Source organism: Pseudomonas nunensis (genome assembly GCF_024296925.1).
Taxonomy (GTDB): domain Bacteria; phylum Pseudomonadota; class Gammaproteobacteria; order Pseudomonadales; family Pseudomonadaceae; genus Aquipseudomonas; species Aquipseudomonas nunensis.
The window spans coordinates 4,755,962-4,770,269 of the sequence record NZ_CP101125.1 but is presented as its reverse complement, the minus strand read 5'-3'; the positions used below and the strand labels follow the sequence as shown (position 1 = coordinate 4,770,269).

The following is a 14,308-nucleotide window of genomic DNA, read 5'->3' as shown; positions in this document are numbered from 1 at the left end:
GAATGTGAAATTGCATTCGCGAGCAAGCCCGCTCCCACAAGAGATGGCGAACAATTTCGATGGAAGTGTTCGGCATAAACAGCCACGGCTGATCGTGATTAGTTATCGGGACCTGTTATTTCTGACAGTAGAAAACCACCCGCTCATTAAATAAATTCAGAGATGGATAACTGCGATCCGGGAGCAAGAAAATGGACGACATTGAAGAACGGTTTAAACAAATGGTTGCTCAACAACTGGGCGTGCCCGAGGCAGCTGTAACGAACGAAGCCAATTTTGTTGAAGACCTGGGCGCTAACTCCCTGGATGGCGTTGAACTAGTCATGGATCTCGAGGACTCGTTTGATATAAAAATCCTCGACGGAGAAACCGAAATGATCAGAACTGTACAAGAGGGAATAGACTTTCTGAAACAGCGTGTTTCACATTAATCCATGCAGTTTTCGGCGCACAAAAAAACGGCCCGAAGGCCGTTTTTTGTTCACCGCAAAACCTCAACCACCGAGGTAGGCTTCACGCACTTTCGGATCAGTCAGCAGCGCTTCGCCGGTGCCTTGCATCACCACGCGGCCGTTCTCCAGAACGTACGCGCGGTCAGCAATTTTCAGCGCCTGGTTGGCGTTCTGTTCCACCAGGAACACCGTCACACCGTCCTTGCGCAGCTGTTCGATGATGTCGAAGATCTGCTGGATGATGATCGGTGCCAGACCCAGTGAAGGCTCGTCGAGCAGCAACAACTTGGGCTTGCTCATCAGCGCACGGCCGATGGCGAGCATTTGCTGTTCGCCGCCGGACATGGTGCCGCCGCGTTGGGCAAAACGCTCTTTCAGGCGTGGGAAAAGTCCGAGAACCTTGTCCATCTGTTCCTGATAGTCGCCCTTGTCGGTGAAGAAGCCGCCCATGGCGAGGTTTTCTTCCACGGTCAGACGGGCAAACACCCGACGACCTTCCGGCACCACGGCGATGCTCTTGCGCATGATCTGCGCCGAGGATTGCCCCACGAGTTCTTCACCCATGTACTTGATGCTGCCGCTGTGGGCTTGCGGCGAACCGCACAGCGTCATCAGCAGGGTGGATTTGCCCGCGCCGTTGGCACCGATCAGGGTGACGATTTCGCCCTGGCGGATTTCCACGTTGACGCTGTGCAGGGCCTGGATCTTGCCGTAGAAGGTGGAAACGTTTTCGAATTGCAGCATTTACGCTTCCCCCAGGTAGGCTTTGATCACTTCAGGATTGTCGCGGATCTGTTCCGGCGTGCCGTCCGCCAGGGGCGTGCCCTGGTTGATCACGACGATGTGGTCGGAAATGCTCATGACCAGTTTCATGTCGTGTTCGATCAGCAGCACGGTCACGTTGTGCTCTTCGCGGAGCACGCTGATCAGCGCCTTGAGGTCTTCGGTTTCCTTCGGGTTCAGGCCGGCGGCCGGTTCGTCGAGCATGAGGATCCGCGGGCGGGTCATCATGCAGCGAGCGATTTCCAGGCGACGTTGCTGACCGTAGGCCAAGGTGCCCGCCGGACGGTTGGCGAAGGCCGTGAGGTTGACCTTGTCCAGCCAGTACTCGGCGAATTCCATGGCTTCGCGCTCGCTTTTGCGAAACGACGGGGTCTTGAACAGGCCGGCCAGGAAGTTGGTGTTCAAGTGACGGTGCTGGGCGATCAAGAGGTTCTCGACCGCGGTCATGTCCTTGAACAGCCGCACGTTCTGGAAAGTGCGCACCACGCCTTTGCGGGCGATCTCGTGGCCCGGCAGGCCTTCAATCGCCTGGCCATCGAGCAGGATGCTGCCGCCGCTCGGCTTGTAGAAACCGGTCAGGCAGTTGAACACCGTGGTCTTGCCGGCGCCGTTAGGGCCGATCAGCGCCACAACCTGTTTTTCGTGCACGGTCAGGGCCACGCCGTTGACCGCCAGCAAGCCGCCGAAGCGCATGCTCAGATTTTCGACTTTAAGGATCTCGCGGCTCATTTGCGCAGCTCCATGTGAGGACGTTGCATGGGCAGCAGACCCTGAGGGCGCCAGATCATCATCAGCACCATCAAGGCGCCAAACATCAACATGCGGTATTCACTGAACTCGCGCATCATTTCCGGCAACAGGATCATCACCACGGCCGCGAGGATCACGCCCAGTTGCGAGCCCATGCCACCCAATACCACGATGGCGAGAATGATCGCCGACTCGATGAAGGTGAAGGATTCCGGTGTCACCAGGCCTTGGCGGGCGGCGAAGAAGCTACCGGCAAAACCCGCGAAGCTCGCGCCCAGGGTGAAGGCCGACAGCTTGATCACGGTCGGATTGAGACCCAGCGCACGGCAGGCAATTTCGTCTTCACGCAGCGCTTCCCAGGCACGACCGATCGGCATGCGCAGCAAGCGGTTGATGACGAACAGCGCACCGAGGGCCAGCAACAGGGCAACCAGGTACAGGAAAATCACCTTGTTGATCGAGTTGTATTCCAGGCCGAAGTACTCGTGGAACGTCTGCATCCCTTCAGCGGCTTTACGCTCGAAAGTCAGGCCGAAGAACGTCGGCTTTTCGATGTTGCTGATGCCGTTCGGGCCGCCGGTGATGTCGGTCAGGTTACGCAGGAACAGACGGATGATTTCACCGAAGCCCAGGGTCACGATCGCCAGGTAGTCGCCGCGCAAGCGCAGGACCGGGAAGCCGAGCAGGAAGCCGAACGTGGCGGACATCAGGCCGGCAATCGGCAGGCAGACCCAGAAACTCCAGCCCAGATAATGCGACAACAGCGCATAGCTGTAGGCGCCGACGGCATAGAAACCGACATAACCCAAGTCGAGCAGGCCCGCCAGACCGACCACGATGTTCAGGCCCAGGCCCAGCATCACGTAGATCAGGATCAGGGTCGCGATGTCCACCGCGCCGCGTGAGCCGAAGAACGGCCACACCAATGCGCCGATGATCAACGCGATGATGATCCAGCGCTGGGTGGTCGGCAGGGTCAGGAAATTGCTCGCCTTGGCCGGAATCAACGGCATGTTCGGCGAGGATTTCCAGGCCTTGCTGATCGGATCGTTGAACATGACGCGCAGGAACATGAGGACCGAGCAGATCGCAATGATCGCCAGGGTCATGTTGCTGGTGCCGTGAACTTCCAGGTTGATGCCGACGATGGTCAGTTTCAGGCCGAGTACCGGATACGCAACCGCCCAGACCAGGAGCGCGCTGAAAAGCGCTTGCTTAAGATTCTTAGTCATACCTTCTCAACCTCCGGACGGCCCAGAATGCCGGTCGGCCGGAACAACAGCACCAGAACCAACAAGCCGAAAGCCACGACGTCCTTGTATTGGTCGCCGAAAATGTCGGCACCAAAGGCTTCCGCCACCCCAAGCACCAACCCGCCGAGCATGGCGCCGGGGATGCTGCCGATACCGCCCAGTACTGCGGCGGTGAAGGCCTTGAGGCCGACGAGGAAACCGGCGTTCGGGTTGATCACGCCGTATTGCATGCTCAGCAGCACGGCCGCGATGGCCGCCAGCGCAGCACCGATGACGAAGGTCAGGGCGATGATGTTGTTGGTGTTGATACCCAGCAGGTTGGCCATCTTGATGTCTTCGGCGCAGGCGCGGCAGGCGCGACCCAGGCGAGAGCGGGAGATGAACAGTGTCAGGCCGAGCATGGCGACCAGGGTCACCACGAACACCACGATTTGCATGTAGGAAATCAGCACTTCATGTGCGCCACCTGGCCCGAATGAGAGATTACCGGGGATCAGGTTGGGGATGGATTTGTCCTTGGAGTCTTGCGCCAGCAGAACGGTGTTCTGCAGGAAAATCGACATGCCGATGGCGGAAATCAGCGGGATCAGACGGTTGCTGCCGCGCAAGGGGCGATAGGCAATCCGTTCGATGCTGTAGCCGTAGGCACTGCAGACGACGATGCTCGCGATAAAACCGGCGGTCATCAAGAGCGGGACACTGTCGAGTCCCATCATGGCCAGACCTGCGATGGCGATGAACGCCACGTAGGAACCGATCATGTACACCTCGCCGTGGGCGAAGTTGATCATTCCAATGATGCCGTAAACCATCGTATAGCCGATGGCGATCAAGGCATACGTGCTGCCAACGGTCAGGCCGTTAACCAGCTGCTGGAAGAAGTGATAGATGTCAGGCATTACAGCGCTCCTAAAAACCTGATACGCATTTCACTGGTGGAGTCATTTTCCCGCTCGAGCCCCGTGGATCTGCATCCACTTCGAATTCGAGGTTTGCCAGCGAACCGCTGATGACGGTTTTGAGATTTTCAGGTGGGGAGACTGGCGGATCACGCCAGCGCGGCCCAATACGTTCGTAAAACAAAGCCCACGGCACGCCGTGGGCTTTATTGGCAGTCAGTCAGGCAACGCCTTACTGAGGCGAAACTTCAGTTTTAGGTTTGCCGAAGTGCCACTCGTAAACCACGAATTTGAAGTCTTTCAAGTCGCCCTTGGCGTCGAAGCTCAGGTCGCCAGTCGGGGTCTTGAAGGTGCCAGCGTGGATAGCAGCAGCCACTTTGGCAGTGTCTTCGCTCTTGGCGGCAGTGATACCACCGGCGATGACTTCAACAGCCGAGTAGGCCGGGAACACGAACGGACCGCTCGGGTCTTCTTTCTTGGCTTTGAACGCATCAGCCAGGGCGATGTTGGCCGGATCCTGGTCGAAGGATTTCGGCAGGGTCACCAGCAGGCCTTCGGAAGCGTCTTTGGCGATCTGCGAAATGGAGTCGTTACCCACGCCTTCCGGACCCATGAACTTGGCTTTCAGGCCTTTTTCCTGTGCTTGACGCAGGATCAGGCCCAGCTCCGGGTGGTAGCCGCCGTAGTAGACGAAGTCGACGTTGGCTTGCTTGAGCTTGGAGATCATCGAGGAGAAGTCTTTGTCGCCAGCGTTGATACCTTCGAATACGGCAACTTTTACGTTTTTGCCTTCGAGGGTTTTCTTGACGGCGGTGGCGATGCCTTCACCGTATTGCTGTTTGTCGTGCAGCACAGCAACGATTTTCGGTTTGACGTGATCGGCAATGTAGTTACCGGCGGCAGGGCCCTGGGCGCTGTCGAGACCGATAGTACGGAAGATCATTTTGTAACCACGGGCGGTGATGTCCGGGCTGGTGGCAGCCGGGGTGATCATGATCACGCCTTCGTCTTCGTAGATGTCCGAAGCGGGTTGGGTGGAGCTGGAGCACAGGTGACCGACCACGAACTTGACGCCGTCGTTGACGACTTTGTTCGCTACAGCAACCGCTTGTTTCGGATCGCAGGCATCGTCGTATTCAACGGCTTCGAGTTTCTTGCCGTCGACGCCGCCCTTGGCGTTGATTTGTTCGATGGCCATTTTGGCGCCACTGAACTGCATGTCGCCGTATTGGGCTACAGGACCGGTCTTAGGGCCGGCGATGCCGATCTTGATGGTGTCAGCTGCGAACGAATGGCTGGCAACCCCGGCCAGAACCATAGCGGCAAACAGTTTGGAAATCTGCTTAGTAGCCTTAGTCATAGTGCTCCACTCTTACTGTTGTAGTTTTTATAGTCCTGGCGCCGTAGCAGCAGAACCGGGTCAGATATCTTGGATATCCTCCGGAAAATGCCCCCGGCAACTGTACCGGTACAGTGTAGAGCGCCGATTGTCAGCCTGGGAAGCTGGCGCCGAGGGGCAAAACCAAAGGGTGTCGCTTTTTTGAAAGAAAAATACAGAATTGCGGCGGGTTGTTAGCTGGCTAATCGCTTGATTCAGCAGCATTCCTTGGCTTTCCTGCGCTTTTCGATCGGTGACTCAATTGCATCCGGGTTTTTCTGCCAGACCACCGACGTTATCATTCACGTCGATTTCTTTTCCGGACAGGACCCATGACTCAAGAACCTAGCACCCTCTATGCCAAGCTGCTTGGTGAGACCGCATCTATTACCTGGAAGGAACTGGAACCGTTCTTCGCCAAGGGTGCCCTATTGTGGGTCGACCCAAGCCTGGATTTGATCGCCGCCGCCGAAGCCGTGGCCACGGACGAAGGCGAGAAAGTGGCTGCCTGGCTGGCCGCCGACACCCTCGCCAAGCTCTCTGAAACGCGGGCGCTGGATCTTTTCGAGCGTGATCCGCAGTTGTGGGCGGTGGTGGTTTCGCCGTGGATTCTGATCCAGGAAAGGGCGACGAGCTGACGAGTGGCACTAAAATGGTGCGCAGCTTGATCGGCTAAAAGTGTGTAGCCGAGTAGCGTGATGGCATGTTGCCGTAGAGAAAGGCCACAGAAGGGTCTTGAAGAGGGTGACGTGCACGTAACGGGAACAGTTTTGTGAGCAGCCTGCGGGCTGATTAATTGTTTCTGAGTGTGAGTAAAAAGTGATGGGTGCGGTGAATGTCAGGCCCCTTTCGCGAGCAAGCCCGCTCCCACAGGTGACCGCGTTCTCCCTGAAGGAGTGCGGTCGAATGTGGGAGCGGGCTTGCTCGCGAATGGCGGCACCGCGGTATTAGAAAGTCTTGCCAGTATGGTTATTCAACGAAATAACCTTGGTCTTGCCAATCCGGTGACGATAAATCTCGCGCAGGTACTTGATCGCTTTCTTCACGCAATCCCGTGACAAACGAATGTCGTTGATCGACACAAACTTGTCCTTGTCGTTGATCAGCTCGCGGTACTTCTTCTCGTACATCGGTTTGATCGCGTACCAGTTGGTGTCGAGGATCTTCGCCGGGTTTTCGAATTCGTTGAGCAAGTCGTCGATCAGGTCTTCGTCGAAGTCTTCATGGATGATGAAGTCGAGGATCGAGTTGTCCAGGGTTTCGTCGAAGCGGTACGGATTCTTCGCGAAGCAGCGCTTGATGAAGGCCACGATCAGCGTCAGGAAGTCGTCCGACAGGCACGGGCTCTTGGCGATCAGCGTGGTCAGCGACAGGTTGGCCGAGGCGCCGATCACCAGTGCGTAACGCTTGAGCGTGGTGTTTGGGAACAGGCTGTTGAGGTGAGTCTTCAACCGGTTCAGGTCCATGTAGGACAGCTTGTAGTCTTTCGGCAACGACACGATCGACACCACCGACGAACAGTTCTTGAAGAAGTGCAGGTCGTGCAACGCGGCCGCGTCGTAGCCGGAATTCTTGTATTGCTCCAAAGATGCGCGATAGCGCTTGGACTCGATCGGCAACAAGCTGATGCCTTCGATCGCCTGGGTGACTTTGTTGAAGTGCGGCAAGTCGATGGAGCGGAAGAACAGGTCATCGATGTTCAGGCGTTGCGGCTCTTTATCGAACACCTTGAACTTGTCGCTGCTCGGCGCCGGGGTTTCCGGCACCACGGACTCGGCGTAGGCAATCGCCACCGGGCCGGCCAGACTCATGAACAGGTCGTTGGCATCCAGGCGAATGGTTTCGCCGATGTCGATGCCGGCGCGTCGGAAATAGTTCTGGTCGTAGTCAGTCGTCACCGCCTGCGCCGTCAGAATGTTGAAGATCTGCTGCGAGATGTATTGGTTGGCGTGCTTTTCCATCGCATTGACATCAATGTTCTGGATGTTGCCGTCATCGCTTTCTTCGGCGTAACGCATGATGTCGTTGGAGATCAGCATCATCGCGTTCCATGGGCGGATACGCCCCATGACGCTGGCTTCGCTGCTGTCTTCATTGTCGAAGTTGTACGAAAAGTCCCATTCCTCCGACAGGTATTTGCACAGCAGGCGACCGGCGTTGATGTGCAGCGCCTCGGACATTTCGCTGCGGTGGTCGGAAATGTTCGGCAGCACGCAAATGCCGCTGGTGAAGATCGGCTCGAAGACAAACGCGTGGCCGCTTTTGCTGTCGTGCTCGTCCATCGGCTTGGTGTCGAACGTCTTGTTCATGTACGAGTGCTGCTGGGCCAGGCCGAATTCCGAGGCCATGCCCGAACCGGTGCCGCCGCCGGCGCTGAAAATCGAGAAATACAGGCGCGACTGGTTGGCTTTGATCCCGCAACTGTCGATCAGGTACGAGTGAATCATCTTCCAGTCCGGGCTGGAGAAACGCTGGGTGTCCTTGTTCAGGATGATCTTGGCCAGGTACTGACCGAGGATCGGTGCGTTACCGGCGCCACCGGCGTGGACTTCCGACAAGTCCATGATTTTCATTTTGCTGTAGTCGCGCAGGAAGCCGCTTTTTTCGCCTTTGCGCGAGAAACGGATGCGACCGGCGATGTCTTTGTCCAGGTCGCCGAGCATCACCAGCGGCTCGACCAGGAACACCGGTTTGGTGGCCTTGTTCGACCCCAGGCGCAGGTTGTTACGAATCCACTGCGCCGGGCTGTAGCCTTTTTCGGCGTAGCGTTTGTCCGGCGACAGGCGATCTTCGTTGTTGAATTCGTTGAGGTAGAACTTGCGCGCGTTGTACACCAGTTCGGCGACATCCAGCGCGATGTTCGAACCGCAACGGCCCAGACCGATCAGGCACACCGAGGGGAATTCTTGCTCGTTGTGCTGTTCGCTGTCGCCTTCCAGATGCGGTGGGCGTGGGAACACCATGTCGCGCAGGCCGTCGAGGTTGTCGAGGATGCGGTCGGTATTGGTTTCGGTGAAATACAGGTACTGCTGAGTCGCCAGCGGGCGCGACGGGATCAATGGCTTCGACGCTGAAGGGCTGTTGGCCGCCGGGCTCAACGTCAAATCGGATACCGCAGTGGCTGGATTATTTTTAGAAGTCATGGTGCGCCATGTGCCTGGACGGGTTGGTTCATTGACAAGCTGTCATCGAACTTCACGGAATGGGTTCTCGCGTCTTTTTGCGCGCGTAGATATCCCGAGCGATTGGGCTTGCCCGTTCGTCGCTCAGGGGAGTCCCTTCCTGATTTATGATGGATCGGCCAGTATTCGGCGATCTTTAATCAAAAGGAGGCAAAATGATGGCCGCTTTACCTTCCCTCGGATTCGCCGGAATTGGTTTGATGGGCCTGCCGATGTGCCAGCGCCTGTTGGCTGCGGGTTATCCGCTGACGGTGTGGAACCGTAATGCGGCCAAGTGCGCGCCCTTGGTAGAGGCGGGCGCGCGGCAGGTCGCGACGCCCGCCGAACTATGCCAGCACGCGGACGTGGTGATGCTGTGTCTGGCGGACACGGCGGTGGTGCGCGAGGTGGTGTTTGGTCCGGCAGGTGTCGCCGAGGGTGGGAAAAGTGGCCAGTTGCTGGTGGATTTTTCCAGCCTGGAGCCTACCGCCACGCGGGAAATGGCCGCCGCACTGGCCAGCCAATCCGGCATGACCTGGCTGGATGCGCCGGTGTCGGGCGGGGTGGTCGGTGCCGAGGCGGGCAGCCTGGCGATCATGGTCGGTGGCGAAGCGGCAGACCTTGAACGTGTGCGGCCGGTGTTGCTGTGTCTGGGGCAGCGGGTCACTCATATGGGCGCCGTTGGCGCTGGCCAGGTGACCAAGGCCTGCAATCAGATGATCGTCGCCTGCAATGCCCTGGTCATTGCTGAAGTGGTGGCGTTGGCCGAACGTTCAGGCGTCGATGCGAGCCTGATCGCCGAAGCGCTGGCCGGCGGTTTCGCTGACTCCAAACCGTTGCAGATTCTTGCCCCGCAAATGGCCGAGAGCCGTTTCGAACCAGTGAAATGGCACGTGCGCACGCTGCTCAAGGATCTGGACACCGCAGTAAAGTTTTCTCGCGAACAGGGCTCGGCCACGCCGATCAGCGGATTGGCCGCACAATTGATGCGCCTGCATGGGGGCCAGGGCTTTTTGGAAAAGGATCCGTCAACGTTAGTCCGGTTATACCGCGAGCCAGACTCAACGGACTGACCGTGTGCGCGTGTTTGCGCTGGTTGATTTCGTTCAACACCGGGCGCAGTTCCTCCAGCGGCACCGGGCGGCTGAGCAGGTAGCCCTGAACGAAATCGCAGCCGTGGCGTTCGAGAAACTCGTATTGCTCGAGGGTTTCGACGCCTTCGGTGACCACCTGTAAATGCAGGGTATGCGCCATGACGATAATGGCCTGGACGATCTCCATGTCCGCAGTGGCCTTGGGGATGTCCTGGATAAACGAGCGATCGATCTTTAGCGTATTCAACGGCAGGCGCTTGAGGTAGGCCAGGGATGAATAACCGGTGCCGAAATCATCGATCGACAGCGACACCCCGAGAGCACGGATCTGCCGCAGCAGCACCAGCGTGTTGGCGATGTTGCCCATCAGCGCATTTTCCGTGACTTCCAGCTCCAGGCGCTCGGGCGCAACGCCGGTAACGCGCAGGACTTCTTCGATTTCATCGGCCAGTTCTTCCCGAGCCAGGTTCAGCGGCGAACAGTTCACTGCGATTTTCAGCGCCTCACAGCCATTACGCGACAACTCGCCCAAGTCTTCGCAGGCTTTGCACAGCACCCAATTGTCCAGTTCGGCGATCAGCCCGTTGGCCTCGGCGATGGCGATGAAACGGTCCGGTGTGAGCAAACCATGAACCGGGTGTTGCCAGCGAACCAGCGCTTCGAGCTTGGTGACCTGGCCGGATTTCAGCTCATAGATCGGTTGGTAGTACAGCTTCAGCCCGGTGTCTTCGCGCAGGGCGTGGCGCAATTCCTCTTCCAGTTGCAGTTCCATCGTGGCCCGGGTGCGCAGGTTCGCACTGAAGAAATGCAGGCTGTTGCGACCGCTGCCCTTGGACTGATACAGCGCCAGGTCGGCGTTTTTCAGCAGTTCTTCGCAAGTCTTGCCGTCCTCGGGGAACAGGCTGATGCCGATGCTGGTGGTCATCACCATGCGCCGTCCGGACAACTCGATGGGCTCTTTCATTTTGAACATGATGCGCTGGGCCATGTGACGGGCTTCTTCGCGATCGTGCAGGCCGATGAGGATGCAGAACTCGTCGCCACCGAAGCGCGCGACCACATCGTCGTGGCTGCGCACCGCGCCTTTGATATGGGCTGCCAGCACCTTGAGCAACTCATCGCCGGCATCGTGGCCCAGGCTGTCGTTGATGCGTTTGAAGTGGTCGATGTCGAGGAACATCACCGCTAGCATTCCGCCCTCGTTGGTTTTCTCGATCAGTTTCTCGGCGAAGATCTGATTGAAGCCACGACGGTTGATCAGGTTGGTCAGGGCGTCGTAGTGCGCCACCTGTTGCAGCGACATGCGTGCCTGGTCCAGTTGACTGAGCAAGGTGTTGACCCGGCGCAGGTCGTGTTCCTTGTTTTGCAGTTTCTTGTCGGCCAGTGCCGCGCTGATGCAACTGCCGATGATCAACAGCGTCATGACTGCGACCGTCAGCCCCAATTGCAGGTGGTTATTTTCGCTGGGCAGGATCGGCAGGCTGCCAATTGGTAGCACCAGGGTGAGCGCCGCCATGCCGGTGAAATGCATGCTGACGATGCCGGCTCCGAGCACCAGGCTGGCGGTCAATTTGCGCATTTGATGAAACAGCCCGGTGCCATTGCGCAGGTGGCTGGAAATCAACAGGGCGGCGAGGCTGGCGCCAATCGCGATGACAATGGAGAGGGCGAACAGGGTGGGGTTGTAGTAGGCCGTCGCAATCGAATGCATGGCGGCCATGCCCACATAGTGCATGGTCGCGATGCCCAGGCCGATCCAGACGGCGGCGCGCAGGTATTGCCAGAACGTCACATGAGGATGGCTGAGCGTGTGCATAGCAAGAAAAGACGCCGTCAGGGCGAATACCAGCGAAAGCAGGGTGACGGGCAATTGGTAGTGAATTTCGACCGGTGCCTGGAACGCCAGCATGCTGATGAAATGCATGGCCCAGATACCGCCCGCCAGGCACCCGGCGCCTACCCATCGCCAAAGTCGCTGAGTACCGGCCTTTTCCACATGGCCGACCCGTTCGGTCATGTCCAGCGTGGCAAAGCCAGCCGCACACGCCACCACATAGGCCAGCAGCACCAAAAAAGGGTTGTGGGTGCAGTTGAGTACGACCTGTCCGCCTTCCGGCAGCTCGGTAAGGAACTGCAAACCAAGCCACTCCATAGCACGCCCCGTCTCTGAGTCATCCTGGCCGGTGCCCTGAGCACCGGCGAATGCTTTGGAGTATAGAGGTCATGTACAGAGCGCAAGGCGTAGTGGCACGGTGACGCCAATGATTTCGGTATGAGACTAATAGCGATTGGCGCTAAGCCTCAAGCGCTCTGCTCATAAGGTATTTCGAACTCTGGTTGCAGCGCTGGTAGCCCGAATGCGGCGCGCGCCGCATCGCAATCCACGTTTGCTTCGCCATTGGCCCAGGAGGCGTCGAACTCCCGACAGGTGCTGGAGCGTTGATCATAAATCGAGCACTGCACCTGGCTGCCAACTTCGCCCACCAACCCGATGCAGCGCGTGGGTTTGCAGTCTGTGCCGAGCATGGCGACCCGGCTGGGGCTGATCGGCGCGACCAGCTCGTCGGGCACCGTGCCCCCCGCCGAGGTGCATTCACCCCAGAAAAAAGACACGCGAAAATGAGAACAGCAGGCACCGCAATTCAGACACGGACTGGCTTCGGACATGGGCGATAGTCAAAGAGGGATGGGGGCAACGGTGGGGCGGAACAGGTCGCTATTCTAGGCTTCGGCTTGGGGTTTGGAAGGGGGGCGAGGAGGTATTTTTAAGCACCCGGTCGGAACATTGAAAACACCACAATTCCCCTGTGGGAGCGGGCTTGCTCGCGAAGGCGGTGTGTCAGCCAACATTGATATCGACTGACACGACGCCTTCGCGAGCAAGCCCGCTCCCACAGGATTTTGTGGTGTTTGGAGGGGGAGGTTGCCATGGGCAGGTATCAGCATTACGAATAATTACAGACAGCTCTGGCGCGCCTGACTAGATTGCAGATTCCGGGGGCCGCGACGCCTTCATAACAATAAAAGAGACGGACCCATGCAGAACTCGACCCAAGCGGCGAATGCCTGGCGCATTCTGTTCCTGCTGTTCCTGGCCAACCTGTTCAATTTCTTCGATCGCACCATCCCGGCCATCATCATTGAGCCAATCCGCATGGAATGGCATCTCAGCGACTTTCAGCTGGGGATCATCGGTACGGCTTTCACCATTGTTTATGCGATTGCCGGTTTGCCGCTGGGGCGTATGGCCGATACCGGTTCCCGGGCCAAATTGATGGGCTGGGGCCTGGCGGTCTGGAGCGGGCTCACCGCCGTTAACGGGCTGGTCGGCAGTTTCTGGAGTTTCCTGATTGTGCGGATGGGCATCGGTATCGGTGAAGCCAGTTATGCACCCGCCGCCAACTCGCTGATCGGCGACCTCTTCCCGGCCCACCGCCGTGCGCGTGCGATGGGCATTTTCATGCTGGGCCTGCCATTGGGCTTGTTGCTGGCGTTCTTCACCATCGGCGCGATGGTCAAGTCCTTCGACAGCTGGCGTGCGCCGTTTTTCATCGCAGCGGTGCCGGGGCTGATCCTGGCGATCTTCATGTTCTTCATCAAGGAACCGAAACGCGGCGCGGCGGAAAGTGTGCAAGTCTCCCAGGAACGAGTGGACCGGCCGATTCGCCGGGTGCTGGCGGTGCCGACTTTCCTGTGGCTGGTGATGGCGGGGCTGTGTTTCAACTTCGCGACCTACGCCTGCAACTCCTTCCTGGTGCCGATGCTGCAGCGCTATTTCCTGATGCCGTTGCATGAAGCGGCGGTGGCGACTGGCGTGATCGTCGGCGTGACCGGGCTGTTCGGCCTGACGCTGGGCGGTTGGGTGGCGGACAAGATCCACCAGCGCGTGGCCAATGGGCGCCTGTTGTTTGCCGCGTTCAGTTTGATCATCTCGACCGTGTGCACCGCTTGGGCGCTGCATGCCGGGCGTATCGATATCGGGATGTTTGTCGCGGTGTTCAGCCTGGGTTGGCTGTTTGCGTACAACTTCTACACCTGCGTGTACACGGCGATTCAGGACGTGGTCGAACCGCGCCTGCGGGCCACGGCGATGGCGCTGTTCTTTGCCGGGTTGTATTTGCTGGGCGGTGGTTTGGGGCCGGTGGTGGTGGGCGGTTTGTCCGATCACTTTGCCCACACGGCGATGCTGGCGGCGGGCGCCGCTGAGATGACCGAGGCGTTCAAGGCAGTCGGGCTGCATGACGCGATGTATTTGATCCCGGTGGCGCTGTTTCTCACCATGGTGTTTCTGTTTATGGCGTCGCGGTGTTTTGTGCGGGATGCGAAGCGGATGAAGGAAGGCTTGGTGGCGGTGGTTGAACCAGAAGTTACTGCGGTGACTGCATAACCGCCTTCGCGAGCAAGCCCGCCCCCACATTTGGAATGCATTCCCCTGTGGGAGCGGGCTTGCTCGCGAAGGCGCCATCAGCCACACCACAAAGGCAAAGCATAAAAAAAGGCCCGCATCGCTGCGGGCCTTCTTTGTTTCTACGGAGTCG

12 protein-coding genes are annotated in these 14,308 nt (G+C 58.4%); 4 read left to right on the top strand and 8 right to left on the bottom strand.

Annotated features, from left to right (window positions below; all coding sequences use genetic code 11):
• Positions 1 to 191: 191 nt before the first annotated feature.
• On the top strand, positions 192 to 431 hold the full coding sequence (acpP, locus tag NK667_RS20910) for an acyl carrier protein (protein WP_054046933.1): 240 nt from the start codon (positions 192 to 194) through the stop codon (positions 429 to 431).
• A 63-nt stretch (positions 432 to 494) separates the two neighbouring features.
• Here the strand turns inward: acpP and NK667_RS20905 are convergent, their stop codons facing one another.
• From NK667_RS20905 to NK667_RS20885, 5 genes are all read right to left on the bottom strand, one after another.
• Positions 495 to 1,196 carry an ABC transporter ATP-binding protein gene (locus tag NK667_RS20905; RefSeq protein ID WP_054046931.1) on the bottom strand — a complete coding sequence of 234 codons (702 nt, stop codon included), beginning with the start codon at positions 1,194 to 1,196 and terminating at the stop codon, positions 495 to 497.
• Entirely contained in the window at positions 1,197 to 1,964 is a 768-nt protein-coding gene (livG, locus tag NK667_RS20900; RefSeq protein ID WP_054046929.1) for a high-affinity branched-chain amino acid ABC transporter ATP-binding protein LivG, read from the bottom strand.
• Positions 1,961 to 3,217, bottom strand: a complete 1,257-nt coding sequence (locus NK667_RS20895; RefSeq protein WP_054046927.1) for a high-affinity branched-chain amino acid ABC transporter permease LivM — start codon at positions 3,215 to 3,217, stop codon at positions 1,961 to 1,963. Before NK667_RS20895 ends, livG begins: the two co-directional genes overlap by 4 nt.
• Entirely contained in the window at positions 3,214 to 4,137 is a 924-nt protein-coding gene (livH, locus tag NK667_RS20890; RefSeq protein WP_054615939.1) for a high-affinity branched-chain amino acid ABC transporter permease LivH, read from the bottom strand. The genes NK667_RS20895 and livH overlap by 4 nt, the downstream gene beginning before the upstream one ends.
• 232 nt (positions 4,138 to 4,369) lie before the next feature.
• The gene (locus NK667_RS20885) at positions 4,370 to 5,497 is read right to left on the bottom strand and encodes a branched-chain amino acid ABC transporter substrate-binding protein (protein WP_054046923.1); all 1,128 of its coding nucleotides are present in this window, start codon (positions 5,495 to 5,497) and stop codon (positions 4,370 to 4,372) included.
• Positions 5,498 to 5,847: 350 nt separating this feature from the next.
• On the opposite strand from NK667_RS20885, the gene NK667_RS20880 reads away from it, so the two are divergent.
• Entirely contained in the window at positions 5,848 to 6,153 is a 306-nt protein-coding gene (locus NK667_RS20880; protein WP_054615938.1) for a DUF2288 domain-containing protein, read from the top strand.
• Between the two features lie 309 nt (positions 6,154 to 6,462).
• Here the strand turns inward: NK667_RS20880 and NK667_RS20875 are convergent, their stop codons facing one another.
• On the bottom strand, positions 6,463 to 8,658 hold the full coding sequence (locus NK667_RS20875; protein WP_054046919.1) for a hypothetical protein: 2,196 nt from the start codon (positions 8,656 to 8,658) through the stop codon (positions 6,463 to 6,465).
• Between the two features lie 194 nt (positions 8,659 to 8,852).
• On the opposite strand from NK667_RS20875, the gene NK667_RS20870 reads away from it, so the two are divergent.
• Positions 8,853 to 9,749 (top strand): NAD(P)-dependent oxidoreductase, encoded by an 897-nt coding sequence (locus NK667_RS20870; protein WP_083471358.1) that lies wholly within the window; start codon positions 8,853 to 8,855, stop codon positions 9,747 to 9,749.
• On the opposite strand, the gene NK667_RS20865 is transcribed toward NK667_RS20870, so the two are convergent.
• Complete coding sequence (locus NK667_RS20865; protein ID WP_054615936.1) at positions 9,640 to 11,922, bottom strand: putative bifunctional diguanylate cyclase/phosphodiesterase; 2,283 nt, start codon at positions 11,920 to 11,922, stop codon at positions 9,640 to 9,642. The two genes, NK667_RS20870 and NK667_RS20865, sit on opposite strands and share 110 nt — an antisense overlap.
• Before the next feature lie 149 nt (positions 11,923 to 12,071).
• Positions 12,072 to 12,437: a YkgJ family cysteine cluster protein gene (locus tag NK667_RS20860; protein WP_054046910.1), complete on the bottom strand. Its 366-nt coding sequence runs from the start codon at positions 12,435 to 12,437 to the stop codon at positions 12,072 to 12,074.
• Between the two features lie 370 nt (positions 12,438 to 12,807).
• On the opposite strand from NK667_RS20860, the gene NK667_RS20850 reads away from it, so the two are divergent.
• Complete coding sequence (locus tag NK667_RS20850; protein ID WP_054615935.1) at positions 12,808 to 14,157, top strand: spinster family MFS transporter; 1,350 nt, start codon at positions 12,808 to 12,810, stop codon at positions 14,155 to 14,157.
• Positions 14,158 to 14,308 lie beyond the last annotated feature (151 nt).

Excerpts from the sequence above, each read along its gene's own strand:
- acpP (WP_054046933.1), top strand. The coding sequence starts at position 192 with ATGGACGACATTGAAGAACGGTTTAAACAAATGGTTGCTCAACAACTG.
- NK667_RS20905 (WP_054046931.1), bottom strand. The coding sequence starts at position 1,196 with ATGCTGCAATTCGAAAACGTTTCCACCTTCTACGGCAAGATCCAGGCC.
- livG (WP_054046929.1), bottom strand. The coding sequence starts at position 1,964 with ATGAGCCGCGAGATCCTTAAAGTCGAAAATCTGAGCATGCGCTTCGGC.
- NK667_RS20895 (WP_054046927.1), bottom strand. The coding sequence starts at position 3,217 with ATGACTAAGAATCTTAAGCAAGCGCTTTTCAGCGCGCTCCTGGTCTGG.
- livH (WP_054615939.1), bottom strand. The coding sequence starts at position 4,137 with ATGCCTGACATCTATCACTTCTTCCAGCAGCTGGTTAACGGCCTGACC.
- NK667_RS20885 (WP_054046923.1), bottom strand. The coding sequence starts at position 5,497 with ATGACTAAGGCTACTAAGCAGATTTCCAAACTGTTTGCCGCTATGGTT.
- NK667_RS20880 (WP_054615938.1), top strand. The coding sequence starts at position 5,848 with ATGACTCAAGAACCTAGCACCCTCTATGCCAAGCTGCTTGGTGAGACC.
- NK667_RS20875 (WP_054046919.1), bottom strand. The coding sequence starts at position 8,658 with ATGACTTCTAAAAATAATCCAGCCACTGCGGTATCCGATTTGACGTTG.
- NK667_RS20870 (WP_083471358.1), top strand. The coding sequence starts at position 8,853 with ATGATGGCCGCTTTACCTTCCCTCGGATTCGCCGGAATTGGTTTGATG.
- NK667_RS20865 (WP_054615936.1), bottom strand. The coding sequence starts at position 11,922 with ATGGAGTGGCTTGGTTTGCAGTTCCTTACCGAGCTGCCGGAAGGCGGA.
- NK667_RS20860 (WP_054046910.1), bottom strand. The coding sequence starts at position 12,437 with ATGTCCGAAGCCAGTCCGTGTCTGAATTGCGGTGCCTGCTGTTCTCAT.
- NK667_RS20850 (WP_054615935.1), top strand. The coding sequence starts at position 12,808 with ATGCAGAACTCGACCCAAGCGGCGAATGCCTGGCGCATTCTGTTCCTG.